The sequence below is a fragment of the Candidatus Thiodiazotropha sp. AKAK3 genome (assembly GCF_058244645.1).
Genome location: NZ_JBSYOQ010000067.1, coordinates 40,222 through 64,535, shown reverse-complemented (window position 1 = coordinate 64,535; position 24,314 = coordinate 40,222). Strand labels below are relative to the sequence as shown.

Sequence of the window (24,314 nt, the reverse complement as noted above, 5' to 3'; positions counted from 1 at the left end):
GCATATCTTTTCTCGGGTAACCAGCAAAAGGAAGAAGGCCACTGGGAGTCTTGATTTCTTTATCACTATCAGAATTTTCTTTGAATAGATGGGTGCGCTCTTTAATGGAGGTGTATTCAGACTCCTCAGGCGTCTCAGCCAGCCCTGCACGAAGCGGGTTGAGATCCACATAGGCCATGCAAGCTGCGAGGGCCTTCTCATCTAACAGCGCCTGTCATTTGTAGAGCGACCTGTACAACCATCATCTTTATTGGCAATACGGGCAACCGGCTCATTAAGGCAGCGCATAAACCAGTCCAGCCGTTAGCGCAAAATATCAAGCATATGGCTAAATAGCCATATTTGAGCTATCCTTAGTCGATCAATCAATCAGGTTTCGAATGGAACGAGGCAAAAACCTCGAAAATGTGCAAAAACACAGTGTTACCTTGAAGCACAGCATGCCTTTTTAGACGAAAACCGCGTTATTGCTAAAGATCTAGCCCATAGTCAGGACGAAAAGCGATATTACTGTTTGGGGCTAAACGAAGGAAAGAATGGAATACTTACAGTCCGGTTCACATATCGTTCTGGTCGCATCCGAATTATTGGTGCCGGTTATTGGCGAAAGGGTAAAAAGATATATGAGCAAACAAATTCAATATAGCGAAGAATCAATTGACGAAATCAGGCTAATTCCAGACTTCCTGCCGTCTCCAGAAGAACTTGCACTCAAAAAGAAAAATACGAAGGTAACCATTTCTTTGAGTACAGAGAGTGTAACGTACTTCAAAGATGTGGCGAAAAAGCATCATATGCAGTATCAAAAAATTATCCGCGAATTGCTTGATGAATATGTTGCGCATCAGAAAAGCGCTAACAAGTAGCTCCATTGGACAGCCAAAACTACGCGGCTTTTGTGCATTCCGCGTCGCTCTACTATTGCACAAAAGACACTCCGTTTTGGCAGCCAATGAGCTTGAAGGTTAATGTCCGCTCTTGAGGGCGACTATCATATACATTTTGCTCGCAGGAAGGTTCGCTATGGTCTGCGTTCGCAGTCTATTGCGCCGCATAAATCGCAGATCTGCTTTTGAGTTCTAGGTTTCTCATACCATGATATAGTTCAATCTTTCGCCATTGGCCGGTTGGGGGCATTGTTGAAACTGACTCCAGGTGACCGCTTTCTTTAATCATGTATCTCTACGCTCAAGCATCCGCAACGTCAGCAAAGACCACTCACTGGTAGTGTCTCATCAGTGCAGGTATGTTATTTCCTGTGGGAATAACTATACCCCCGCCCTAGACGGAGGGTGTTGTAAAGGCAAGCTATGAATATTCGTAAATAGATTTTGATCATAAAAGAACGCAAGTTAATGCACGTTTCACCCCCTAATGGTGGGGCATGGCCCCACCCTACGAATTTTGCGACACCCTCAGACGGGAGATGGGTTGGAGGAGAGGGTGTGCGCCAACCACCTTTTTAGGTTTAAGATTACAGTCGGTACTATTTCGCTGGAAACTGTGCGAAAAGGGGTTATGCTTCAGAGGTAGGAAAAAACACCCTTGAAAAGCCGGGCATAGCACCCGGCCTCTTTATTGGAAGCATCCGGGATGGATCATCAGGCTGTCAACATGAGAAAAAATAACGATGGAACTGCTCAATGCATCCGCAATGCAGGCTGGCTTTACCATGGGTATGCGACCCGATGGTCGGGAGCTGCTTGTGGTGGCGATCAAAGGTACCTTCACGATACCGCCACCCCGTCAGACTGTTTCACTGGCCGAGGCACAAAAGCCGCTGGTTGAGGCGGATAGCTTCAGTGGAGAGCCCGGTCACTCAGCGCCAGTGTATGAAACCGATTATGCACCCATCAAATCTCGATGTGATGTGTTGTTGAATGGCAGTGCTTACGCCCCAGCTGGGCAGCCAGTATCCAGGGTGGAAGTCACCCTCAGAGTAAGCTCCTTATACAAGTCATTTGCAGTTACTGGTGAGCGTGTTTGGGAAGCGGGAAATCTGGCGGTCAGTCCGGGCTATCCTGGCGTCTTTACACAGATGCCGATCAGTTACGATTGCGCCTTTGGTGGCTTGGATAACTTCCACGAGAATGAACGCAAGCACTCCGCCTTGGCGTCAAATCCGGTCGGCAGAGGATTCCACCAGCAGCTTGCCCGTGAATTGGTTGATGGCTCACCTATGCCCAACACAGAGGAGTTGAAACGCCCGGTAACGATGCCAAACGGTAACTATGCGCCGATGTCCTTTGGGCCGGTTGGTCGGGGTTGGATGCCTCGCCAGCGGTATGCCGGTACCTATGATGATGAGTGGCAGGAGAATGGTTTTCCATTTCTGCCCAGCGACTTTAATGAGGCCTACTATCAGGCGGCGCCGGAGGATCAACAAATCCCCTATCTGCAAGGGGGAGAGCGGGTGTTTCTTGAAAATCTCACCCCAGAGGGGCAGACCTCTTTCGATCTGCCACAGATTGAGATGCCAGTGGTCTTTTTCTATAAAAATGGTGAGCAGAACAGACAACAGGCTGTCATCGACACCCTGGTTCTGGAGCCGGATGAGGGCGTGTTTACTTTGACCTGGCGGGCAATGGTGCCATTAAGGAAAAATATCTTTGAACTGACCCAGGTTCTGGTGGGAAGAAAAACCCGCGCCTGGTGGCGGGCGCGGGAGCTGGGAAAGATCTACTACCCCTCACTGGCTCATCTATCGCGCAACGCTGCAACTGAATCGGAGGAGGGGTAATGGCTACCTCCCTTGCAATCACAGCTACCGGTATGGTCTCCGGTGTAGGGCTGGATACGGCAGCCAGCTGTGCTGCAATTCGCTCTGCGATAGATAACTTTCAGGAGACCCAGTTCATCGATCGTGCCGGGGAGTGGATACTGGGTTGTGAAGTCATACTGGATCAACCCTGGCGGGGTAGAACCAAGCTGATCAAAATGGCAGCTTCCGCAATTCGTGAATCACTACAGTGTGGTACTCCATTGGATGCCCCACAGACCCCCCTTCTGCTCTGTCTGCCTGAACAGGATCGGCCGGGACGGATAATCGATGATGACAACCAGCTGTTCCTCGATCTGCAAACCGAGCTGGAGATGGAGTTTCATGAGCAGTCACGGATTATCGCCTCCGGACATGTGTCGGTTGCGATTGCCCTGCGCCATGCCCACAACCTCATCAACCAGGGGGGGCTGGAGCGTGTTTTGATCGTTGCCACAGATACCCTGCTGGTTGCTTCGTCGTTGAGCCATTGGGAGCGGCAGGAGCGATTACTGACCAGTCAAAACTCAAATGGTTTTATTCCGGGTGAGGCAGCGGTGGCATTGATCATCGAATCCCCCCGGCAGGTAAAAGGACCTTATCTCTGTTGTCAGGGACTGGGGTTCGGCATCGAAGCCGCAGCCGTTGAATCAGGCGAGCCTTTGAAGGCTGAGGGGTTGACTGCTGCTATCAAAGACGCAGTGGGGGATGCGGGCTGTCAGGTGAGTGATCTCGATTTTCGCATCACTGATCTCTCCGGTGAGCAGTACTACTTTAAAGAGGCGAGTCTGGCGCTCAGTCGAACTCTGAAAACGCCAAAACCGGAGTTCGATATCTGGCATCCTGCGGACTGCATCGGTGAAGTGGGAGCGGCTCAAGGGGCAGTGATGCTGGCGGTGTTGAAGACGGCCTGTGAGAAGGGATACAGCAAAGGGCAGAGGATCTTGGCGCATATGGGGAATGACGATGGTAAACGGTCGTCATTGGTATGTATCTGGACAGCGGGAGATGAGTAAGAATGGCCAATAATGTATTTGCCAACGGGCGGGAGATCTCCTGTAAAAAGGCAGATGGTAAAGCGATCTGTGCCTTTCCCGATGTCTGCTTTACGCCACCACAAACCCCGGCAACCCCACCAGGTGTGCCTATCCCATACCCGAACACTGGAATGGCCAAGGACACCACCAAAGGGAGCAAAAAGGTAAAGATCTCAGACAAAGAGATCATGCTCAAGAATAAGTCCCATTTTAAAACCTCAATGGGTGATGAAGCGGGCTGTGCACCTAAAAAAGGGATCATCACCAGCAAAATCAAAGGCAAAGTCTACTTCAATGCCTGGTCAATGGATGTGAAAGTTGAAGGTAAGAATGTGGTCAGACATCTCGATCTGACCACCCATAACCATGCCAGCATGCCGGGTCAGACACCCCCCTGGATCTATATGGACTCGATGGCACTTGCCTCTGCATCGGAAGATTGCAAAGCCGAGTCAAATAAGACCCAGGATTGCATGGAAAAGCACATCAAGAAAAACACCACGCAGCAAAAACGCAAAGATCACAAGGTGGCGGATGTCACTCAAAAAGATGCGTTGGAGGATGATTCAAAAGTCGATTGGAAAGCCCTGGTTAAAGAGGATGCAGGTAAGAAGGCGTTCTACAATAAGGCGGGCGCAACTCGGGATATGTGTGCTGATGATGATTGCAAAGGGCAGCTCGATTGCAATCTGGTGCCCTTCGACTTTGGTTGTTGTGATGGCAAGACCCCGCATCATGTCATTCCGGCGCACTGTTTTATGCCCTCTGGAGAGAGAAAGGCGGGGAGTGGTGATCGCTACCCAGGCGCTGAGTCTTATGATGACACCACAGCCCCATGCATCTGTTTGGAGGGTGGTACAAAAAGTGAGAAAGACAGCAGCGGCAAGGTAAAAGAGCATGGCCGGGTGCATGCAATAGTTGATGCCGAAGAAGATAAATTCATGAATGTTGAAGAGCTCAGCACAAAAACGGGTAAACCGAAAATGCGTGGTGGGGAGAGAGCGGTAAAGAAGACCGCGGGCACCTGGAGCTTTGAACAGGCCAATGAGAAGGGGTCCGATGCAGTCACACTGGTCAAGCAATCCTGTGACAAGGCCTGCATGAAGAAACAGTGCGAAGCAGCCCATAAAGAGATGGGAATGGATGTGGGTGAGGGCAAGTCTGATAAGGTGATGCTGAGAGCCGATTCAAGTGGTAATCGAACACCGGAAGGGTTTGTGCCTCAAGGTGCGACACCTGCCGTCGGAATAGATTAGTAACGGACTCGCAATCAAGGGAGAAACAGTATGAGTTCAGGTAAGGTTCCAGTTACCTTTTTAAATGCTTACTCTGGTAGAAAGGGGCTATTGGGGATTGCCGCATTCCCTGACATGCTCCCCGGTGACAATGTTTTCACTCGTTTCTTTATGCATCTGGATGGACAGTGGGGCCACGCAGATTTGGATTTTGATGCGAAGTCGGTCTCCTATCTGATCAATCAGGCCGCACAGACTCGGGCATGGTGGGTACTGGGTAAAAATGGTGAGGTTGCCAAGGTTAATTCGAGTGGCACTGAATTGGAGCAGATCCCCGGTGCGGGCCTTAACTGGGAAGATGCCTATGGCTATGTTGAAACCATCAAGAATATCGCTGATGAACTCTATGTCTGCGGCTATGGCAGGCAGGTCTACAAGCGTGTAGACGACGACTGGATCTCGATCAGTGATCAGATCCTGACCCATGATAAAGCTAACGGTTTTTTTGATATGGATGGCCTGGATGGGAACCATATCTATGCCGTGGGCTGGCAAGGTGAGATCTACTTTTACAATGGATCGGAGTGGTTAAAGGACGATAGTCCGACCAATAGCCATCTCTCCACGGTCTGTTGCCTGGAGGATGGCACCGTCTGGATTGCGGGCAACAAAGGTGTCGTGCTTCGTGGTAGTTTCAATCAGTGGGCAGAGATTCGTAGTGATGATTTTTCTGACCATTGGTATGGCATGGCAGCTTTCCAGGGGAAGATCTATCTGGCTGCCAATCAATCACTCGCGGTTGTCGATGGAGAGGAGATAGTCCCGCTTGATGTAGGGTTGAAAAAAGCAATCACAACCAATCGATTGTTTACCAAGGAGGGATTGCTCTGGTCTGTCGGGGAGAAAGATATTCTGGTGTTCGATGGAGAGGCCTGGAGAGAGATCCTCCATCCAGACAACATTTAAACAATATAGGACACTAGATAGAGACTACTCTTTAGAGTTCATCACCTTATCCCAAAAACTGCCCCAAAAACCCCGCTGTTCTTCGATCTGGTTCAAGCGTTGTTCAAGTGCACTGATTCTGTTGAGTGTCTCTCTGTCAGGCTCTGGAGTCAGAACGGGGGCTGCTTCTTTCTCATGTTGCAACACCAGCTGCTCCAGGTATTGGGCAATTGTCAGACCTTCACTCTCCGCTGCGGCAGCTATAGTGGCCTTGGTTTCCGCTGACATCCCTTCGAGGTGCCACGGATTGGCTGCTTTTTTCTTAGTTGCAGGTCTGCTTTTAGGTTGCTGTTGCTGTGAGACTGCTTTTTGTTGATTACGCACTGGCTTTTTCTCCAGGTGCTTGAGTGTGATCGGCTTCTGCGGCATAGCCGAGTAATCACGCTTTGGTCTCTTCGGGGGCTTCTTCGGAATAGAGGATGCTGATCTGGTTTTATCGCTATTAGTGTCAGACATGGCTTTCGCTTTACAGCAGAATTAGTGGTGATAACCGCCCCTTCAATTTCGTGAAATGGCGATGTACATAATATGCCATTTTACCAGGGTTGGCTGAAGTGTAGCGGAAACTGATGCCGAGTGGTGAAATTAATATTCTGGTTTCTATCATCGTACTTTCCCTATTACACTCTCAAGATTAACCTCAGGCGAAGTGGAATCAGACACTTCGCCTGAGCTGCTTGGGTTGTTTGTGAGTAACAGTCTCACTACTGACTAACACCGAGTTGGATCAAGCTGCATTGGCTTGTTTTTTAGGAAAAGACTCGCCCTGCTTGATGATGTCAAAGGTCTTGAGCACAGTTATAAAAGCGCGATTACTCGTTGCTGCAACGATAGCGTCGAAAATATCCCTGTCGGTAAAGCCCAGTTTACGAATTTCCTCGATGTCTGCTTGAGTGATGCCCTCTGGATCTTCAAGAGACCTCATCGTGAGGCTTAGCAGTGCCTTCTCCTGATCGCTCAAGGGAGCATTGCTGATGTTCTCAACTGTGGCCTGAAGTTGCTCCGGTGTCATACCCAGGTTTATTAGAAAGCCAGCGTTGAAATCGATGCAGTAGGGACAATCTACTGAATTAGAATTCAGATAGCGGATCAGTCCTAGTAACTCCGGACTGAGTTGTTGATGCTGGACAAAGTAGCTGAAGCTATCAACGAATGCCTTCAGCAGCGGCGGGCTTATACCGTATAGAGCCAGGCCGTCCGGAATCAGGCCCAAGGTGTTTTCAATGGCTTTGAAAATAGCATTTACAGACTCTTGCTCTTCATTGGGTGGGGTTGGATCAATCAGTGCTGTTGTATTCATGGAAGTTTCTCCTCAAGTTTCGAATCTGAATTGACTGGATTCTTGGTTAACCCTGGGCAATGGCTTGTCCAAGCTCCTCGTTTGTCATGGCCTTACCATCAAGATTCCAGGCACCATCGACGGTGTGAACCACGTTGACATAGATGTGATCTCTGGGTTGTTTTCCACCGGAAAGCTCGTGGATGATGTCGGTGGCTTCCTGGAAAAAGCCCTTCTGTGCCTCGCGGTCAATAAAGGCAAATGAAGGTACTTTCCACTCCACCCAGGCGCCATCAAACTTATTTCCACCAGAGTAGGTTGTGCCCTTTGGTTGGATATTAAGGATCGCAGTGATATTTGGGGTCATAACGCTGTTACCGGTCAGACTGTGCCATTTCAGCATTGCGTCAGTAATGCGCTGTATAGCAATTGTCTCAGTGCCATCTGCTAGTACGCCTTCGGTCAGGGTCAGGGATAGTGGCATTTGAACTCTCCTGTTTTGGGTGTTTAATCTATCGATAACGACCGTTATCTTTAAGGGCCAAAAAAAAGACGGCCAGTCCGTCTGTGCAGATAACGATCGTTATCCATAAGTTAGATTACGATCGTTATCTTGTCAACTATAATAGTTGTAGAATTGAGAATACGAGGTGCAGATGCGACACGATCCTGAACAGAAACAAGCCACAAAAACTAAGATGTTAGAGGCTGCCCACCGTGAATTTCGACGTCAGGGGTACGATGGTGCTGGCGTAGATGGTCTTGCGAAGGAGGCTGGAGTCACCTCGGGAGCATTCTATAAACACTTCGGTTCGAAGGCTGATGCATTTCGTGAAGCGGTGGTGCTGGGTGTTGGTGAGTTTCAATCGGCTGTCGAGTTGTACCAGGAAAAGTATGGTGACGACTGGCTAGAACGCTTCGCACGATTCTATCTTGGTGAAAAGCGCTGTGATGAACTTGGTAACAGTTGTGCATTACAGAGCCTGACACCTGAAGTTGCCCGTGCAGATGAGACGACTCGTGAGGCATATCAGCAGGGGCTACTCAAGGTGAAGCAGGCTTTTTCTTCAGGTCTTTCTATAGAGATTGAGCGGAATCGATCGAGTGAAGCCTGGGCCGATATTGCATTATTGATTGGTGGTGTGACATTGGCACGAGCGGTTCAGGATCAAGACCTGGCCAATGAAATTACTGATGCTGTACTCAGCGCCATTCACCCTGGCTCAGATGAGTCAGGGTGATGTCGAAGGGTGCCAACACCACTATTAATGAGATGATAGATAACCATAGCCGCTGATGTCAGTGACAGGCTGAATAGAGTGGTTAGGCGTAAAAAAGTTGGGGGTGTCGCTTCAGACTATGCTGAGATCCACTCGTTGCGAAGCTGATATTTTCATCTATCAAATTCGTGAGGCGGAGTGAGATCCGCTGCATCCCTGCTCTTGGGTGCCATAAAAAAGTTTTGTTACTTACCAGACGCTGTTCCCAGGTCCGATAGGGTGCTCAATAATTGATCCTGCTCAGGTGACCAGATTGATCAGAACAGAAACCATCCAAATGCCTGCAAGGGCAAGAATCAGTGTATCGATTGAAAGGAATTCGCGAAATGGCGTCTTCATGGTGTTACCTCTTAATTACTGCTATCGGTATACCGGTACTTCTATGTGCCAGAACCCTGAGAAAGTCTAGGGTGAAATCAACTCTATATGTTCCTTGAATCAATAACTCTTATCATGCCCTCCATGGGAGCCTGGGGTTCATTATCGGGTTAGTGATTATGAATGGCCCTGCCCACTATTTCGGCAAGTTATAGAATAAGTTGATCTCCTGCATTGAAAAATATCAATTGTTCGAGTGGGATAATCCTCTTTGACTATTGCTCAAAGTTGTTTACTGTGGGGCTTGTCACACTGCTGATAACCTTTTAAAGTGGGCGCTGGGAGTTGGCCAGACAGTCGCTGCAGCTTGATGATTCAGGATATGCAGAGGAAAGTCCGGGCTCCGGCGGGCAGGGTGCCAGGTAACGCCTGGGAGGCGAAAGCCTACGGAAAGTGCCACAGAAAATATACCGCCAGTGGCTTTGTCATTGGTAAGGGTGAAATGGTGCGGTAAGAGCGCACCGCGTCTCTGGCAACAGTGATGGCAGGGTAAACCCCACCCGGAGCAAGACCAAATAGAGGAACAGGCCGGTTTTTTAACTGTGCCAAGTGCGCCCCCACTGTTCCTGGGTAGGTTGCTTGAGGTGTGTGGTGACACACATCCCAGATGAATGACTGTCCTTGACAGAACCCGGCTTACAGGCCGACTCCCTCCACTTTGCCCCACAATGCCCTTTCTGGGCCCCTTTAATCTTCATAATCTACTTTAGGTTTACTGGTCATGCTTTTGTATTTCCAGTGGATATTTGCGCCCTTCAAACCACTTTGCTTGGTGTGTGTAAGCTACTGAGCCAAAACGAGTTTTTACATTATCTACCTTGACAGAAGGCTGAGGTGAGTCCTAATATGGGGAGAGGTGGAATAAAGTGGGGAAATAGGGAAAATATCGCCGAAAGAGGGGCACTGATTTGTTTCGAGGGATTTCATCACTGAATTTGGATGCGAAAGGGCGTCTTGCAATACCGACCCGGTATCGCGAGCAGCTCGTGGATGTCTGCGCCTCCGAATTAGTGATAACCGCGGATAAGGATCACTGCCTGTTGATCTATCCCAAGCCCACTTGGCTGGAAATAGAGAAGAAGCTGATGACTATGCCCACATTCGATGATGCGGCGCGGAATCTGCAACGTCTCTATATAGGTAGCGCTACTGAAATAGACATGGATGGTCAGGGCAGGATTTTGTTGCCCCAGGAGTTACGCGGGTTTGCCGGGCTCGACAAAAAAGTCGCCCTGGTTGGTCAGATCAATAAGTTCGAGTTATGGGATGAAGAGACATACAAGTCTAAGCAGGAGACCTGGCTGCAAAAGGTGGATCTGACAGATCTCGATTTACCGTCAGAGTTTAAATCCCTTTCGATCTGATGGAACAGAGACATCTTTCTGTACTGTTGCAGCCCTCTGTTGAGGCGCTGAAGATTGATCCGCTGGGGATCTATATAGATGCCACATTCGGTCGGGGTGGCCACAGCCGCATGATCCTTGAAAGATTGGGCGCAGCGGGACGGCTGATTGCTATCGACAGGGATCCTCAGGCTGTAGCTCATGGTGAGCAGTTGTTTAGCGAAGATGGCCGCTTTCGAATGGTACAGGAGAACTTTGCCATGCTTGCGCAGGTCGCGGAACAGCAGGGTGTGATGGGGCAGGTGAATGGGATCTTGTTGGATCTTGGTGTCTCCTCGCCTCAGTTGGACCAAGCGCAGCGGGGCTTTAGCTTTAGCCAGAACGGCCCTCTGGATATGCGCATGGATCCAACCCATGGCATTTCGGCGGCAGAGTGGTTGGCTCAGGCAGAAGCCAGAGAGATTGCCCAGGTGTTGAAGACCTATGGTGAAGAGCGGCACGCAAAACGGATTGCGCGGGCAATTGTTGAAGCGAGGGCTGAGCAGCGTATCGATACCACAGGACAGTTGGCAGAGCTGGTGAGTCGAGCAAACCCTTCATGGGAGAAGGGCAAGCATCCGGCAACCAGGAGTTTTCAAGCGATTCGCATATTTGTGAATGGCGAGCTGGATGCGTTGAAAGAGACATTGGATGGTGTGATTGATGTTTTGGCCCTGGGGGGCAGGTTAGCCGTTATTAGTTTTCATTCATTGGAAGATCGTATTGTGAAGCGCTTTATGCGTGATCAGGCGAAGGGCGACAATTTTCCGCCTGGATTGCCTGTAACTGAAGACCAGTTGCGGCCCAGGTTGCGCTTGGTGGGCAAGGCAATCACCCCGGATGAGACTGAGACCGGTGCTAATCCAAGGGCTCGTAGTGCAGTTTTACGTGTTGCGGAGAGATGTTCATGAGCCGCACTGGAAAGGTCATGTTTGCGATGTTGATACTGGCGGTTATCACCTCTGCGGTAGCGGTTGTCTATAGCAAATATTTAAGTCGCAAATATTTTGTTGAGTTGCAGGAGTTACAGGCGGAGGAGGAACGCATTGGCGTTGAGTGGGGCAGGTTGCAGTTGGAAGAGAGCACCTTGGCTACCTACTCCGTGGTTGAGCAAGAGGCGCGGGATAGATTGAAGATGCATCTACCCGATTTTACTGAAATCGTAGTCATTAAGCACTGAACATGGCTGTCAGGAAAAAGAGAAAAGCACAGCAAGCGGAGGTTATCCGGCAACCGAGCTATCGCGCACGGCGATATTTTGTGCTTGGTATGTTGGCTTTTGCCTACGCCACACTGATTTGGCAATCAGTGGATCGGCAGGTGTTTGAAACTGCTTTTCTTCAGGAACAGGGTGAGCGCCGTTATCTGCGTACTATGAAAGTCAGTGCCAGCCGAGGCATGATTACCGACCGTAATGGTGAACCCCTCGCGATCAGTACACCGGTTAAAAGTGTGGTGGCTAATCCGCGGGTGCTGAAGAGTGACAGTCAGACCATTGGTGCATTGGCTTCAATTCTCGATTTGGATCCTGATCGCCTGCGCCGTCAGCTCTCGAGTGATCGCAGTTTTGTCTATCTGAAACGTCGTATTAATCCCGATCAGGCTGAACAGGTCAGTGCGCTGCAGATGAAAGGTATTGATCTGCTTTCCGAGTACCGTCGTTTCTACCCCAGCAGTGAAGTGATGTCGCAGATTGTCGGTTTTACCAATATCGACGATCAGGGGCAGGAGGGGATGGAGCTGGCCTATGATCAGTGGCTCAGTGGTACAGCTGGTGCAAAGCGGGTTATCAAGGATGGCAGTGGCCGTGTGGTTAACCAGGTCGAGAATATCCAGAGTCCAGCTCCAGGCAAGGATCTGGTTCTGAGTATAGATCGCAGGCTGCAGTTTCTGGCTTATCGTGAACTTAAAGCTGCTGTGACCAAACATCGAGCCCGCTCCGGCTCGGTGGTGATTCTGGATGCCCGCAATGGCGAAATTCTGGCGATGGTGAACAGCCCCTCCTACAATCCAAACGACTTGCAGGATCGCCGCTCAAGCCGGTTGCGCAATCGTTCAGTGACCGATGTTTTTGAGCCCGGTTCTACCATTAAACCCTTTGCTGTGGCGGCGGCCATGGAGCAGGGTGGTTTCAACCCGACAACACCCATAGATGTCTCTCCCGGTTATATGAAGGTCGGTCGCTATCTTGTACGTGACCATCGCAACTACGGCATGATCGACGTGGCAACAGTGCTACGTAAATCGAGTAATGTCGGCGCCAGTAAAATTGCACTTTCAATGTCTCCTGAGACCTTGTGGGGTGTCTATTCGAAATTAGGCTTTGGTACCAGCCCGGAGAGCCTGTTTCCCGGAGAGTCCAGTGGACGACTGCCCCATTTTTCCGATTGGTCCTCGTTTGAGCAGGCAACGCTCTCTTTTGGATATGGACTTTCAGTCACCCCGCTGCAGCTGGCTCAGGCCTATGCGGTATTGGCTAATGATGGCAAGCGCTTACCGGTTTCTCTTCTGAAATTGGAAGCGTCTCCTCCTCCTGGTGAACGTGTTTTGCGCCAGAGCACGGCAAGAAATGTAGTAACCATGCTGGAGGCTGTGGTCAGTCGCGAAGGCTCCGCCCCAATGGCTGCGGTTCCTGGATACCGGGTTGCAGGTAAAACAGGTACAGCTAAAAAATCGGTTGCCGGTGGTTATGCAGAGGATAAATATTTGTCCCTGTTTGTCGGCGTGGCACCTGCCAGCCACCCGCGTCTGGTAATGGCTGTTTTTGTTGATGAACCTAAAGGTGAAGAGTACTACGGTGGTCAGGTTGCCGGGCCCGTATTTTCAAAAGTGATGAGTGGTGCTTTGCGGTTGCTGAATATTGCACCTGACAAGCCCTGGCATGATGACAAGTTGATGGCCCGTCTTGGAGAGAAGGAATGATGACGGCCACAGAGATTCCAGAGACACATCGTCTATCGACATTGCTGTCAGGTATGGCAGATGTTGCACCGCATCTCGATCGGGATATCAACGGACTCTGCCTGGATAGCCGCAAGCTGGTTGTTGGTGATCTGTTTCTGGCCTGTGCCGGTACTCAGCAGCATGGTCTGGTTTTCGCTGAGCAGGCGATTGCTGGAGGTGCTGCTGCTATCGCCTGGGAGTCGGGTAGTGATAATGCCGCTCAGTTTGCTGCTGAATTGGCTGAAGCTTCAGTGCCAATGATCGCTGTGGCCGAATTGTCAAAATGTTTGAGTCAGATTGCCGGGCGTCTGTATGCTGATCCCAGTCATGAAATGACCCTGTATGGCATTACCGGTACCAATGGCAAGACCAGTATATGTCAGCTTTTGGCTCAAGCGCTGGGGACGGTTGAATGCTGCGGTATCGTGGGAACCCTCGGCGCTGGTCTGCCAGGGCAATTGACCACTACCGGGATGACAACACCGGATGCGATAACTGTTCAGAAATTATTGGCTGACTTGCTTGAACAGGGTGCCAGCTCGGTGGCCATGGAGGTCTCATCCCATGCCCTGGATCAGTATCGGGTAGAGGCGCTGACCTTTGATTGTGCCATTTTTACAAATCTCAGTCGTGATCATTTTGACTACCATGGTAGTTTGGAAAATTATGCCGAGGCAAAGCGTCGGCTATTTGAAATGGCTGGAGTGAGCGCTGCTGTTATCAATCTGGATGATCCGTTTGGTAGGGAGCTGGCTGAAACTCTATCCGACAAGTTGGCAGTGTTCGGCTATGCCGTCGAATCAGAGACCGTAGTTCCTGACGGATTGCAGGGTTGGGTTGTTGCAAAGCAGGTTGAGCCTTCACAACGGGGTTTGTCTATTTCAATTGAGACAGATGAAGGCGCAGGGTTGTTAGTGAGTGCTTTGTTGGGACGTTTCAATGCGGCCAATCTGTTAGCGGTTTTGAGTGTGTTGCAGCATAAAAACTGGCCCTTATCCAAAGCGATTGATGTGCTATCAAGGCTTTCGACAGTGCCGGGTAGAATGGAACTCTTCGGTGGTGCAGGCAAACCTTCGGTTGTGGTTGACTACGCCCATACCCCGGATGCGTTGGAGAAGGCGCTTCAAGCCCTCAGATTGCACTGCCCTGGTCGCTTGTTCGTGGTATTCGGCTGTGGTGGGGATCGTGATCACGGTAAGCGGCCAATGATGGCTGAGGTGGCAGAGCGATTGGCAGATCTCTGTTATCTCACCGATGACAATCCACGCAGTGAGTCAAGTGAACAGATTCTTGAACAAATTCTAGCGGGCATGACAAAACCTGATTTGGCGAAGGTGATCCCTGACAGGGGAAGTGCCATTCGTACCTCTGTCTTATCCGCGAGTGCTGATGATCTGGTTCTGGTTGCTGGTAAAGGTCATGAGGATTATCAACTCATAGGAGATCAGGTTTTACATTTCGATGATCGGGAGGCGGTTGTTGCAGCCCTCGATTCCTGGCCTGGGGGGATCAATGAATAGACTCTCCCTCTCAGAAGTGGCGAATGAGTTGAATGCTGTGCATCAGGGTAAGGATGTCAGCTTTCAATCGGTCAGTACCGATAGCCGCACCATCCAGCCGGGTGATCTCTTCGTGGCTCTGACAGGTCCGAATTTCGATGGTCACCGTTTCGTTGAAACGGCGATTCAGAAAGGTGCAGTGGCGATAATGGTCTCTACTCCACAGAACTCTGAAATTGCTCAGCTGCAGGTGGCAGATACTCGTCTTGGTCTGGGTCGTCTGGCCGGATATTGGCGTGACCGCTTTGAAGTGCCTTTAGTGGCTATTACCGGCAGCAATGGCAAAACTACAGTTAAAGAGTTTCTGGCTGCAATTTTAAATATCAGAGGAACGGTTCTTGCCACCAAAGGCAACCTGAACAATGACATTGGTCTGCCACTGACGCTTCTTCGGCTTCAGGATGAACAGTGCGCCGTTGTCGAGATGGGTGCAAACCATCCGGGAGAGATCGGTTACCTGAGTCAGATTGCCCATCCTGATGTTGCATTAATCAATAACGCCGGGGCAGCACACCTTGAGGGGTTCGGTGATCTTTCTGGCGTAGCTCAGGCGAAAGGTGAAATCCTCAGTGGACTGAAACCATCAGGGGTTGCAGTTTTAAATGCTGATGACGAATTTTTCGCGCTATGGCGAGGCTATACCGGTGAACGTCGGATAATCTCATTTGGCACCTCATCCAAAGCCGATGTTCAGAGCGATCTCAACCAGGCTGAAATGCGCTGGACAGATCAGGGCTTTCAGAATCATATGCAGGTTCGCTATCTGGATCAGCAGTTCGAGGTGCAGATTTCACTGGCTGGTCGACACAACCTGATGAATGCCCTTGCGGCAATTGCTGCGGCATTGGGGATGGGGTGTAGCGTGGAGGATATTCAGCTGGGACTCGCATCGGTTCAAGCTGTTGAAGGGCGTTTGCGTCTGTTGGACACTTCAGCGGGCTACCGCCTTATCGATGATAGTTACAACGCCAATCCAGACTCAGTTGACGCAGCGATTGAGGTGCTTCGCAGTGCACCAGGTGAGCGCTATCTGGTACTGGGTGATCTGGCTGAACTGGGTGCCGATGCCGTGGTACTTCATGCAGAGATTGGTGAACGGGCAAGAGAGGCTGGCCTGGAGCACCTTTACACCCTTGGTGAATTGAGTCGTAGCGCTGTGGCGCGCTTCGGTGACGGGGGTGTTGCCTTCTCCAGTTTGGGTGAGTTAGTGGATGCACTGGATGCTGAAACCCGTAGTGGTGATGCCGTGCTGGTCAAAGGATCGCGTAGCGCGGGTATGGACCGGGTGGTAGAGCGTTTAATGCACATGGGGAGGGGTTGATTGTGTTGTTATATCTGACCGAGTGGCTGGTTCAGTTCGATGGTGGTTTTCGTGTCTTCCAGTATCTCACTCTGAGAACCATTCTCGGTGTACTGACAGCACTGCTGATCTCACTGGCTCTGGGACCGGTAATGATTCGCAGATTGAGTTTTCATCAGATTGGGCAGACGGTCAGGAATGATGGCCCCGAAACCCATTTCTCCAAAGCAGGCACACCGACCATGGGGGGCGCACTGATCCTTGTGGCGATCGCAATTGCGACTCTGCTTTGGGCAGACCTGGATAACCGTTATGTCTGGATTGTGCTGATAGTGACCCTGATCTTTGGTCTGATCGGTCTGGTGGATGACTATAAAAAATTGGTTTTAAACGACCCGAAAGGGTTGGCTGCCCGATGGAAATATTTCTGGCAGTCGGTGGCTGGTCTGGGGGCTTCAATTGTCTTCTTCACCACAGCGACTTCACCAACAGAGACAGCGCTGCTGATCCCCTATGTGAAAGATGTCTCCCTGGACATGGGGCCGTTGTTCATTCTCTTCAGTTATCTGGTCATTGTCGGTTCATCAAATGCAGTCAATCTGACTGATGGACTTGATGGTCTGGCGATTCTTCCAACTGTGATGGTGGGTGGTGCGCTAGGGGTGATCGCTTATGTCACCGGCCATGCAGATTTTGCCACCTATCTGAAGATTCCTCACCTGCCGGGTGTTGGTGAACTGATGGTGTTTTGTGCTGCGTTGGTCGGGGCAGGCTTGGGCTTTCTCTGGTTCAACACCTATCCCGCTCAGGTGTTTATGGGTGATGTGGGTGCATTGGCGCTGGGTGCGGCATTGGGTGTGGTGGCCGTTGCAGTACGGCAAGAGATCGTGCTGTTCATCATGGGTGGAGTATTCGTTATTGAGACAGTTTCTGTGATGTTACAGGTGGCCTCTTTTCGATTAACCGGTAAGCGGATTTTTCGTATGGCGCCACTGCATCACCATTTTGAACTTAAGGGTTGGCCCGAACCTCGGGTCATTGTTCGTTTCTGGATCATCACTGTGATTCTGGTGTTGGTCGGATTAGCGAGTCTGAAGATACGTTGATGTCAGAGCAAACGACAGTGCAGGGAAAGACTTTGATTGTCGGTCTGGGCAAGACCGGGCTCTCCTGTGCCCGCTATCTTGCTGCGCATGGGGTCTCACTGGCGATGACAGATAGTCGTGAGTCGCCTCCCGGTTTGGAGGCATTGCGTCAGGAGCTACCCGACATGGCCCTGTTTCTTGGCGGCTTCCAGGCAGAAGTTTTTGAGGCTGCAAGTCGTCTGGTAGTGAGTCCGGGGCTGGCACTGGATCATCCACTTATTCAGGCTGCCAAGCAGCGTGGTGTGGAAGTGATCGGTGATGTGGAGTTATTTGCCCGGGCTGTGAAGGCACCAGTTGTGGCGATCACGGGTTCAAATGGTAAGAGTACAGTCACCTCCCTGCTAGGTGAAATGGCCCGCACTGCCGGTATCAAAGTTGCCGTGGGCGGTAATCTGGGAGAGCCAGCGCTAGATCTACTGGATGATGATGTGGCGCTCTACATTCTTGAACTCTCAAGTTTTCAACTGGAGAGTACCTTTTCACTGAAACCCAGAGCTGCGGTTGTGTTGAATGTTTCAGCTGATCATATGGATCGCTATCGGGATCTGGATGACTACGCTGAAACCAAAGCAAAGATCTACCAACAGGCCGAGATACGGGTCGTCAATCGAGATGATCCAAGAGTTATGGCCATGGCCGAAGAGTACAGTTTGCTGCTCGGTTTTACGCTGAACACACCGACTGGTAGTGACTTTGGTCTGCATGAGTTGGATGGTGTGAACTGGTTGTGTGAAGGACATAGTCCGTTGATGCCTGTCAGTGAGTTACGGATTCCTGGTCGTCATAACACTGCCAATGCCCTCGCGGCTTTGGCCCTGGGCAGTGCTGCAGGATTTCCACAAAACGATATGCTGGCAGCACTGCGTATTTTTAAAGGCTTACCCCATCGGACCCAGTGGGTTGCAGATAAACAGGGACTTCGTTGGTTCAACGACTCTAAAGGCACGAATGTAGGTGCGACCATCTCAGCTCTGCTCGGGCTTCATCCTGAGCAGGGAGATAGTCGCACTGTGTTGATTGCCGGCGGTGACTGCAAAGGCGCCGAGTTTGCAGATCTGATTCCGGTTGTGAAGCAGACTGCGAGGGGTGTAGTGCTGATTGGCCGGGATGCGCCTGAGCTTGCGGCTGTGTTGCAAGGGCAGGTTGAGTTGGTGAATGCAGGCAGTATGTCGGAGGCTGTGGCTGAGGCCTCTAAACTGGCTCTGCCTGGTGACCGGGTGCTGCTCTCTCCGGCTTGTGCCAGTTTCGATATGTTCACCGGTTTTGAAGCTCGGGGTGAGGCATTCATAGAAGCGGTGGAGGCGTTTGTCCAATGACAGATAAGCGTCCCCAGGCCCAGGATGCCCGTGCCAGCAGATCCCCGGAACCAAGCCTCGACTGGTGGCTGCTTGGTGCCTCTGCACTATTGTTGGGATTTGGTTTGGTGATGGTAGCCTCGTCTTCGATGACGGTGGGAGAGCGTCTGGCTGGCTCCCCGTTCTTTTATGTCTACCGTCACCTGTTTGCGATGCTGCTTGGTCTGATCGGTGCGGGACTGTTTTTTGGGGTTCCCATGGAGCAGTGGCGAAAAGCGGGTCCGATGTTGGTTTTTCTCGGAATTATTCTACTCATCATTGTGCTTATCCCCGGGGTGGGTAAGACAGTCAATGGCGCCACCCGGTGGGTGCCTTTGGGTGTCTTCAATCTACAAAGCTCCGAATTTATGAAGCTCTTTATGGTGCTCTATATCGCAGGTTATCTTGTGCGTCGGCAGGATGAGGTGGCTCGTTCCTTCTGGGGTTTTGCCAAGCCTATGCTGCTGTTGATTGTAACCAGCGCGATGATTCTTCTGCAGCCTGATTTCGGTACCACAGTGGTGCTGTTCGCAACAGCGCTGGGTATGCTTTTTCTGGGCGGAGTGGTGCTCTATCAGTTTGTTACTCTGATCCTGTTCTCATTGGCATCCGGGTTTGCACTGATCTTTTTTTCACCCTATCGCTGGCAGCGAATGACCACCTTCCTGAATCCCTGGGATGATCCTTTCAATACCGACTTTCAACTCTCCCAGGCGTTGATTGCTTTTGGTCGAGGGGAGTTGTCCGGCGTGGGTCTTGGCAACGGTATCCAGAAACAGTTCTACCTGCCAGAGGCTCATACCGACTTTATCATGGCAGTGGTGGGTGAGGAGTTCGGCCTGCTCGGCACATTGGGGATTATTGCTCTGTTCGCTTTCATTACCTGGAGAGCCTTTCAGATTGGTGTCAGAGCGGAAGCTGCAGGTCAAAGATTTTCAACCTATACAGCCTATGGCCTGGGTTTGTGGCTGGGTATGCAGGCATTCATCAATATCGGCGTGAATGTCGGCATGTTGCCAACCAAGGGCTTGACGCTCCCGTTCATGAGTTATGGCGGTAACAGCATTATTGTTGTCTGCTTGATGATCGCTCTATTGTTACGCATCGATTATGAGTCCCGACGCACAGTGGGACGCAACACCAATGGGAGGCGATCATGGAGCCTCATGTGATGGTCATGGCAGGTGGTACCGGAGGGCATCTTTTTCCGGCATTGGCTGTTGCTAAATGGTTGCAGGATCACGGTTGCAGGATTACCTGGCTGGGAAGCAGTGGCGGCATGGAGAACAGGCTGATTCCTGAATATGGCTATCCCCTCCAGACTCTGGAAGTGAAAGGTATTCGTGGTAGTGGCTTCAAACGTCGGCTCATGGCGCCATGGGTGGTTGGTCGGTCGTTCATCCAGGCTTATCGCCTGTTGCGACAGGTTGAGCCGCAGCTGGTGTTGGGGATGGGGGGATTTGTCACCGGTCCAGGGGGTGTTGCAGCGCGGGTGATGAAGATTCCTTTGGTGATTCAGGAACAGAATGCTATTCCGGGATTGACGAATCGTATTCTGGCCCGCTTTGCCAACAAGGTTTTCGAGGCCTTTCCTGGCAGCTTTGGCGCTGAGGCCCAGGCTGAGACTGTGGGGAATCCCGTACGTCAGGAGATTGTTGATCTTGAGCCGCCAGAAGTTCGTTTCAAAGGGCGAAGTGGCCCGATCAGACTGTTTGTGCTGGGCGGTTCTCTGGGTGCCCGCGCACTGAATCAAACACTCCCCAAGGCTTTGGCGCTGATGCCGCAAGAGAGTCGTCCAGTGGTTCGTCATCAGACTGGTGAGAAGCTGTTACAGGAGACGATCGAATGCTATCGAAGCCAAGGTGTCGAAGCGGAGATCAAGGCCTTCGAAAAGGATATGGCCGAGGCTTACGCCTGGGCTGATCTGGTGCTATGTCGAGCAGGGGCGCTGACGGTTACCGAGTTGGCGACAGCCGGATTGGGGGCGATTCTTGTGCCTTACCCTCATGCAGTGGATGACCACCAGACCCACAATGCACAGTTTCTGGTTCAGGCTGGGGCGGCGCAACTGCTGCCGCAACCGAGTCTGAATCCACGTGATCTTGCTGCACAGATTGCTGATCTGGGCGCTGACCGAAACACACTGCTGCAGATGGCTCAGGCTGCGCGACAACAATCCCGTCCGGATGCTGCTGCCAATCTGGGACGTTTTTGCCTGGAGACCATTGAGTCATGAGTGAACAGCTGCGACGTCGCCACAACCCGAACAGCATGGGGCGCATGCGCCATATCCACTTTGTGGGTATCGGTGGCGCAGGAATGAGCGGTATTGCTGAGGTGATGATCAACCTGGGGTATCAGGTATCAGGTTCAGATCAGAAAGAGAGTGGTGTAACCCGTCGGCTCTCATCCCTCGGGGCTCATGTCTATCTGGGGCATCAGGCAGCGAATATTCAAGGCGTTGATGCTGTCGTGACTTCCAGCGCAGTGAAAGAGGATAACCCCGAGGTGGTGGAGGCCAGGAAAGGTCGAATTCCTGTGGTTCCAAGAGCTGAGATGCTTGCAGAGATCATGCGCTTTCAATTTGGTATCGCTGTAGCGGGTACTCATGGAAAGACAACCACCACCAGTCTGGTGACCAGTGTATTGGCACAAGCCGGTCTCGATCCAACCTTTGTTATCGGTGGGCGACTCAACAGTGCCGGAGCCAATGCCCGGCTGGGTGAGGGTGAATACCTGGTGGCAGAAGCTGATGAGAGTGATGCCTCTTTTCTCTATCTGCAACCGATGCTGGCGGTGGTGACAAATATCGATGCCGACCATATGTCGACCTATGGTGGCGATTTCAACCGCCTGCGGGGTACTTTCCTGGAGTTTCTTCACCACCTGCCATTCTATGGCCAGGCGGTGATGTGTGTTGATGATCCTGTGGTCAGAGAGTTGTTGCCCGAGGTGACCCGTCCAATCACCACCTACGGCTTCAGTGATGATGCTGATGTAATGGCAAGCGATGTTCGCAGTGAAGGTCTGAAAACCCACTTTAACCTGCACGCAAATGGTTTAGAAAAGCCTTTAGAGATGACCCTCAATCTTCCCGGTCGACATAATGTTTTGAATGCCCTGGCAGCAGCCAGTGTGGCGCTGGAACTCAACATTGAGGGAGAGGATATTCAGGTTGCCCTGGATAAATTCGCAGGTATTGGCCGTCGTTTTCAGACACGTGGCGACTGCCGGGTGAATGGCAAGAATGTAATGCTTGTGGACGATTACGCGCACCATCCCAGAGAGATTCAGGCAACCCTGGAAGCGGTGCGTGAAGGCTGGCCTGAGAGGCGTCTGGTGTTAGTTTTTCAACCCCATCGTTACACCAGAACTCAGGAGCAGTTCGAGGATTTTGTGCAGGTTCTTTCGAAAGCTGATCTTCTGGTTTTGACCGAGGTATATGCGGCGGGTGAAGAGCCCATTCAAGGTGCAACCGGGCGTGACTTGAGTCGTGCAGTGAGAGTGCGAGGCCAGGTTGATCCAATCTTTATGGAACCGGTTACAGAGTTGCCGGAACTGTTGCAGGGATTAATCAAGGATGGGGATATCGTTCTGACCATAGGGGCAGGCAGTATCGGTGCAGTAGCAGCCGAATTGCCCACGCAACTTTGTGAGGAGGCCAACTGATGGCACAGATCTTTGACATGAAACGATTGCACCATGGGTGCGGTGAGTCTTTGCAGTGCAACCTGCTTGATCTGCTGATTATGAACAAAACCGGCAGCCAGGAAAGTCTGCAAGAGCAACGAAACGGCAGCCAGAAGCAGAAACTGAACAGAGTGGATCAAAAGCCCATGAGGTTCTGGGGATGATGCCAATTATGGAGCCACAACAGCTGCGTGGTGAACTGCGAAAGGATGAACCCCTTTCGCGGCATACCACTTGGCGTGTTGGTGGTCCCGCAAAACGCTTCTACCGGCCAGCGGATAGAGAAGACCTGATCTCTTTTCTGAGTCAGCTGGATCGTGATGAGCCGCTCTTCTGGTTGGGATTGGGCAGCAATTTACTGGTCAGGGATGGTGGCTTTAATGGCACTGTAATCGCCACTCAGGGATCGTTGGGGGTGTGCGAACTGTTGGATGATAAGCGGATCTATAGCGAGGCCGGTGTCTCCTGCGCGAAGATCGCCCGGATGGCAGCGCGAGCGGGTCGCTGTGGTGTCGAATTTCTAGCGGGTATACCCGGAACCCTGGGTGGTGCGCTGGCGATGAATGCCGGCGCTTTTGGGGGTGAGACATGGCAGCGTGTGTTTAAAGTCGAGACAGTGGATCGTTTCGGTGAAGTGCATCAACGGCAAATCTCTGACTTCGAGGTTGGCTATCGCCAGGTCAAGGGGCCAGCTGGTGAATGGTTTCTTGCCGCAGAACTCTCTCTGCAAGAGGGGAATGTAGAGGCTGCCCAGCAGAAGATCAAAGGCCTGCTGGAGCGACGCTCTGCAACTCAGCCAACAAGCCTGCCCAGCTGCGGTTCGGTTTTTCGTAATCCGCCTGGCGATCATGCAGCGCGTCTGATCGAAACAGCAGGTCTGAAAGGGAGAACACTTGGGGGTGCCCAGGTTTCAGAGAAACACGCCAACTTTATTATCAATACCGGCCAGGCTACAGCCGCCGATATTGAGAACTTGATAGCACTGGTTCAGCGCGAAGTCGCAGTCCATGCTGGTGTTGATTTGGTGACTGAAGTCCACAGGATTGGGGTGCCAGAATAGATGGTCAGCATGATTGAAAAGTTCGGCAAAGTGGCAGTGCTTATGGGAGGTGGTTCCGCTGAGCGGGAGATCTCCCTGAAAAGTGGTAATGCCGTTTTGTCAGCCTTGCAATCCAGTGGAGTGGATGCCCACGGCATTGATGTAGACAAAGACATTCTTAAGAGACTCGAAAATGAGGGATATGAGCGGGTCTTCATCATGCTTCACGGACGGGGTGGAGAGGATGGTTTGATGCAAGGTGCTCTGGAGATCCTTGGACTGCCCTATACAGGAACAGGGGTGCTTGGGTCAGCCCTTGCAATGGAGAAACATCGCACCAAAGCACTATGGCAGGGTATGGCCCTACCAACCCCGGATGCAGTGCTGATGCAACAGAGTGAAGACCTGGAACGAGCCGATGCACTGGGATACCCGTTGATGGTAAAGCCCAGCGCAGAGGGCTCGAGTATTGGTATGAGCAAGGTAGAAAACAGGAATCAACTTCAGCAGGCCTGGGAGAGAGCACGGGAGTACGACACACGGGTGCTGGCTGAGCGCTGGGTGGAAGGTGCTGAATATACTGCCGCGGTTTTGAAAGATGAGATGTTGCCTTTGATCCGTTTGGAAACGCCACATCAGTTTTATGACTATCAAGCCAAATATGCTGCGGATACCACCAGTTATCACTGTCCTTGTGGTCTGCCTGAAGCAGAGGAGAAAAAGCTTCAGGCACTTTGCAGGCAGGCCTTTGATGCTGTGGATGCCAGCGGTTGGGGCAGGGTGGATCTGATGCTTGATCAAGATCAGCAACCCTGGCTGATTGAAGTCAACACCATACCCGGTATGACCGACCATAGTCTGGTGCCGATGTCTGCAAAAGTAGCTGGATACTCATTCAATGAGTTGGTGCTGCATATTCTTGAAACCACGCTTGAGGCGAAGCGATAGAG

At 51.4% G+C, this 24,314-nt stretch carries 24 protein-coding genes and 1 other RNA gene; 22 read left to right on the top strand and 3 right to left on the bottom strand.

Translation table 11 applies throughout. The features are described from left to right. Positions 1-349 precede the first annotated feature (349 nt). From AC4IE7_RS17525 to AC4IE7_RS17500, 6 genes are all read left to right on the top strand, one after another. Entirely contained in the window at positions 350-646 is a 297-nt protein-coding gene (locus AC4IE7_RS17525) for a BrnT family toxin (RefSeq protein ID WP_490778157.1), read from the top strand. Next, the gene (locus tag AC4IE7_RS17520) at positions 537-866 is read left to right on the top strand and encodes a CopG family transcriptional regulator (RefSeq protein WP_490778155.1); all 330 of its coding nucleotides are present in this window, start codon (positions 537-539) and stop codon (positions 864-866) included. Before AC4IE7_RS17525 ends, AC4IE7_RS17520 begins: the two co-directional genes overlap by 110 nt. 764 nt (positions 867-1,630) lie before the next feature. Further along, the gene (locus tag AC4IE7_RS17515; protein ID WP_490778154.1) at positions 1,631-2,740 is read left to right on the top strand and encodes a DUF2169 family type VI secretion system accessory protein; all 1,110 of its coding nucleotides are present in this window, start codon (positions 1,631-1,633) and stop codon (positions 2,738-2,740) included. Next, on the top strand, positions 2,740-3,774 hold the full coding sequence (locus AC4IE7_RS17510; RefSeq protein ID WP_490778153.1) for a hypothetical protein: 1,035 nt from the start codon (positions 2,740-2,742) through the stop codon (positions 3,772-3,774). The genes AC4IE7_RS17515 and AC4IE7_RS17510 overlap by 1 nt, the downstream gene beginning before the upstream one ends. Before the next feature lie 2 nt (positions 3,775-3,776). Beyond that, entirely contained in the window at positions 3,777-5,051 is a 1,275-nt protein-coding gene (locus AC4IE7_RS17505) for a PAAR-like domain-containing protein (protein WP_490778152.1), read from the top strand. A gap of 30 nt (positions 5,052-5,081) precedes the next feature. Further along, entirely contained in the window at positions 5,082-5,996 is a 915-nt protein-coding gene (locus AC4IE7_RS17500; protein ID WP_490778151.1) for a beta propeller repeat protein, read from the top strand. A 24-nt stretch (positions 5,997-6,020) separates the two neighbouring features. Here AC4IE7_RS17500 and AC4IE7_RS17495 read toward each other — a convergent pair whose 3' ends face one another. From AC4IE7_RS17495 to AC4IE7_RS17485, 3 genes are all read right to left on the bottom strand, one after another. Beyond that, complete coding sequence (locus tag AC4IE7_RS17495; RefSeq protein ID WP_490778150.1) at positions 6,021-6,491, bottom strand: hypothetical protein; 471 nt, start codon at positions 6,489-6,491, stop codon at positions 6,021-6,023. Positions 6,492-6,762: 271 nt separating this feature from the next. Then, complete coding sequence (locus tag AC4IE7_RS17490) at positions 6,763-7,335, bottom strand: carboxymuconolactone decarboxylase family protein (protein WP_490778149.1); 573 nt, start codon at positions 7,333-7,335, stop codon at positions 6,763-6,765. Between the two features lie 46 nt (positions 7,336-7,381). Further along, positions 7,382-7,798, bottom strand: coding sequence for a hypothetical protein (locus tag AC4IE7_RS17485; protein ID WP_490778148.1), 417 nt, complete (start codon positions 7,796-7,798; stop codon positions 7,382-7,384). A 172-nt stretch (positions 7,799-7,970) separates the two neighbouring features. On the opposite strand from AC4IE7_RS17485, the gene AC4IE7_RS17480 reads away from it, so the two are divergent. From AC4IE7_RS17480 to AC4IE7_RS17405, 16 genes are all read left to right on the top strand, one after another. Then, complete coding sequence (locus AC4IE7_RS17480) at positions 7,971-8,555, top strand: TetR/AcrR family transcriptional regulator (protein ID WP_490778147.1); 585 nt, start codon at positions 7,971-7,973, stop codon at positions 8,553-8,555. Positions 8,556-9,253: 698 nt separating this feature from the next. Then, positions 9,254-9,627: RNase P RNA component class A (gene rnpB, locus AC4IE7_RS17475), an RNA gene on the top strand. A 253-nt stretch (positions 9,628-9,880) separates the two neighbouring features. Continuing rightward, positions 9,881-10,336, top strand: a complete 456-nt coding sequence (gene mraZ, locus AC4IE7_RS17470; RefSeq protein WP_490778146.1) for a division/cell wall cluster transcriptional repressor MraZ — start codon at positions 9,881-9,883, stop codon at positions 10,334-10,336. Continuing rightward, a complete protein-coding gene (gene rsmH, locus AC4IE7_RS17465) occupies positions 10,336-11,265 on the top strand; it encodes a 16S rRNA (cytosine(1402)-N(4))-methyltransferase RsmH (RefSeq protein ID WP_490778145.1) in 930 nt (309 codons plus the stop codon). The genes mraZ and rsmH overlap by 1 nt, the downstream gene beginning before the upstream one ends. Continuing rightward, positions 11,262-11,534 (top strand): cell division protein FtsL, encoded by a 273-nt coding sequence (gene ftsL / locus AC4IE7_RS17460; protein WP_490778144.1) that lies wholly within the window; start codon positions 11,262-11,264, stop codon positions 11,532-11,534. Before rsmH ends, ftsL begins: the two co-directional genes overlap by 4 nt. Before the next feature lie 2 nt (positions 11,535-11,536). Beyond that, positions 11,537-13,276: a peptidoglycan D,D-transpeptidase FtsI family protein gene (locus AC4IE7_RS17455; protein WP_490778143.1), complete on the top strand. Its 1,740-nt coding sequence runs from the start codon at positions 11,537-11,539 to the stop codon at positions 13,274-13,276. Further along, entirely contained in the window at positions 13,273-14,817 is a 1,545-nt protein-coding gene (locus tag AC4IE7_RS17450) for a UDP-N-acetylmuramoyl-L-alanyl-D-glutamate--2,6-diaminopimelate ligase (RefSeq protein ID WP_490778142.1), read from the top strand. The genes AC4IE7_RS17455 and AC4IE7_RS17450 overlap by 4 nt, the downstream gene beginning before the upstream one ends. Beyond that, complete coding sequence (locus tag AC4IE7_RS17445; RefSeq protein ID WP_490778141.1) at positions 14,810-16,177, top strand: UDP-N-acetylmuramoyl-tripeptide--D-alanyl-D-alanine ligase; 1,368 nt, start codon at positions 14,810-14,812, stop codon at positions 16,175-16,177. The genes AC4IE7_RS17450 and AC4IE7_RS17445 overlap by 8 nt, the downstream gene beginning before the upstream one ends. Before the next feature lie 2 nt (positions 16,178-16,179). After that, a complete protein-coding gene (mraY, locus tag AC4IE7_RS17440) occupies positions 16,180-17,262 on the top strand; it encodes a phospho-N-acetylmuramoyl-pentapeptide-transferase (RefSeq protein WP_490778140.1) in 1,083 nt (360 codons plus the stop codon). Next, entirely contained in the window at positions 17,262-18,617 is a 1,356-nt protein-coding gene (gene murD / locus AC4IE7_RS17435) for a UDP-N-acetylmuramoyl-L-alanine--D-glutamate ligase (RefSeq protein ID WP_490778139.1), read from the top strand. The genes mraY and murD overlap by 1 nt, the downstream gene beginning before the upstream one ends. Beyond that, positions 18,614-19,807, top strand: a complete 1,194-nt coding sequence (ftsW, locus tag AC4IE7_RS17430) for a putative lipid II flippase FtsW (RefSeq protein ID WP_490778138.1) — start codon at positions 18,614-18,616, stop codon at positions 19,805-19,807. Before murD ends, ftsW begins: the two co-directional genes overlap by 4 nt. Then, positions 19,792-20,871 carry an undecaprenyldiphospho-muramoylpentapeptide beta-N-acetylglucosaminyltransferase gene (gene murG / locus AC4IE7_RS17425; protein ID WP_490778137.1) on the top strand — a complete coding sequence of 360 codons (1,080 nt, stop codon included), beginning with the start codon at positions 19,792-19,794 and terminating at the stop codon, positions 20,869-20,871. Before ftsW ends, murG begins: the two co-directional genes overlap by 16 nt. Beyond that, a complete protein-coding gene (gene murC / locus AC4IE7_RS17420; protein ID WP_490778136.1) occupies positions 20,868-22,304 on the top strand; it encodes a UDP-N-acetylmuramate--L-alanine ligase in 1,437 nt (478 codons plus the stop codon). The genes murG and murC overlap by 4 nt, the downstream gene beginning before the upstream one ends. Next, positions 22,304-22,489, top strand: coding sequence for a hypothetical protein (locus AC4IE7_RS17415; RefSeq protein ID WP_490778135.1), 186 nt, complete (start codon positions 22,304-22,306; stop codon positions 22,487-22,489). Before murC ends, AC4IE7_RS17415 begins: the two co-directional genes overlap by 1 nt. Then, positions 22,489-23,385, top strand: coding sequence for a UDP-N-acetylmuramate dehydrogenase (gene murB, locus AC4IE7_RS17410; protein WP_490778156.1), 897 nt, complete (start codon positions 22,489-22,491; stop codon positions 23,383-23,385). The genes AC4IE7_RS17415 and murB overlap by 1 nt, the downstream gene beginning before the upstream one ends. Continuing rightward, positions 23,386-24,312: a D-alanine--D-alanine ligase gene (locus AC4IE7_RS17405; RefSeq protein WP_490778134.1), complete on the top strand. Its 927-nt coding sequence runs from the start codon at positions 23,386-23,388 to the stop codon at positions 24,310-24,312. Positions 24,313-24,314: the final 2 nt, after the last annotated feature.

Excerpts from the sequence above, each read along its gene's own strand:
- AC4IE7_RS17520 (WP_490778155.1), top strand. The coding sequence starts at position 537 with ATGGAATACTTACAGTCCGGTTCACATATCGTTCTGGTCGCATCCGAA.
- AC4IE7_RS17515 (WP_490778154.1), top strand. The coding sequence starts at position 1,631 with ATGGAACTGCTCAATGCATCCGCAATGCAGGCTGGCTTTACCATGGGT.
- AC4IE7_RS17510 (WP_490778153.1), top strand. The coding sequence starts at position 2,740 with ATGGCTACCTCCCTTGCAATCACAGCTACCGGTATGGTCTCCGGTGTA.
- AC4IE7_RS17505 (WP_490778152.1), top strand. The coding sequence starts at position 3,777 with ATGGCCAATAATGTATTTGCCAACGGGCGGGAGATCTCCTGTAAAAAG.
- AC4IE7_RS17500 (WP_490778151.1), top strand. The coding sequence starts at position 5,082 with ATGAGTTCAGGTAAGGTTCCAGTTACCTTTTTAAATGCTTACTCTGGT.
- AC4IE7_RS17495 (WP_490778150.1), bottom strand. The coding sequence starts at position 6,491 with ATGTCTGACACTAATAGCGATAAAACCAGATCAGCATCCTCTATTCCG.
- AC4IE7_RS17490 (WP_490778149.1), bottom strand. The coding sequence starts at position 7,335 with ATGAATACAACAGCACTGATTGATCCAACCCCACCCAATGAAGAGCAA.
- AC4IE7_RS17485 (WP_490778148.1), bottom strand. The coding sequence starts at position 7,798 with ATGCCACTATCCCTGACCCTGACCGAAGGCGTACTAGCAGATGGCACT.
- AC4IE7_RS17480 (WP_490778147.1), top strand. The coding sequence starts at position 7,971 with ATGCGACACGATCCTGAACAGAAACAAGCCACAAAAACTAAGATGTTA.
- rsmH (WP_490778145.1), top strand. The coding sequence starts at position 10,336 with ATGGAACAGAGACATCTTTCTGTACTGTTGCAGCCCTCTGTTGAGGCG.
- ftsL (WP_490778144.1), top strand. The coding sequence starts at position 11,262 with ATGAGCCGCACTGGAAAGGTCATGTTTGCGATGTTGATACTGGCGGTT.
- AC4IE7_RS17455 (WP_490778143.1), top strand. The coding sequence starts at position 11,537 with ATGGCTGTCAGGAAAAAGAGAAAAGCACAGCAAGCGGAGGTTATCCGG.
- AC4IE7_RS17450 (WP_490778142.1), top strand. The coding sequence starts at position 13,273 with ATGATGACGGCCACAGAGATTCCAGAGACACATCGTCTATCGACATTG.
- AC4IE7_RS17445 (WP_490778141.1), top strand. The coding sequence starts at position 14,810 with ATGAATAGACTCTCCCTCTCAGAAGTGGCGAATGAGTTGAATGCTGTG.
- murD (WP_490778139.1), top strand. The coding sequence starts at position 17,262 with ATGTCAGAGCAAACGACAGTGCAGGGAAAGACTTTGATTGTCGGTCTG.
- ftsW (WP_490778138.1), top strand. The coding sequence starts at position 18,614 with ATGACAGATAAGCGTCCCCAGGCCCAGGATGCCCGTGCCAGCAGATCC.
- murG (WP_490778137.1), top strand. The coding sequence starts at position 19,792 with ATGGAGCCTCATGTGATGGTCATGGCAGGTGGTACCGGAGGGCATCTT.
- murC (WP_490778136.1), top strand. The coding sequence starts at position 20,868 with ATGAGTGAACAGCTGCGACGTCGCCACAACCCGAACAGCATGGGGCGC.
- AC4IE7_RS17415 (WP_490778135.1), top strand. The coding sequence starts at position 22,304 with ATGGCACAGATCTTTGACATGAAACGATTGCACCATGGGTGCGGTGAG.
- murB (WP_490778156.1), top strand. The coding sequence starts at position 22,489 with ATGCCAATTATGGAGCCACAACAGCTGCGTGGTGAACTGCGAAAGGAT.
- AC4IE7_RS17405 (WP_490778134.1), top strand. The coding sequence starts at position 23,386 with ATGGTCAGCATGATTGAAAAGTTCGGCAAAGTGGCAGTGCTTATGGGA.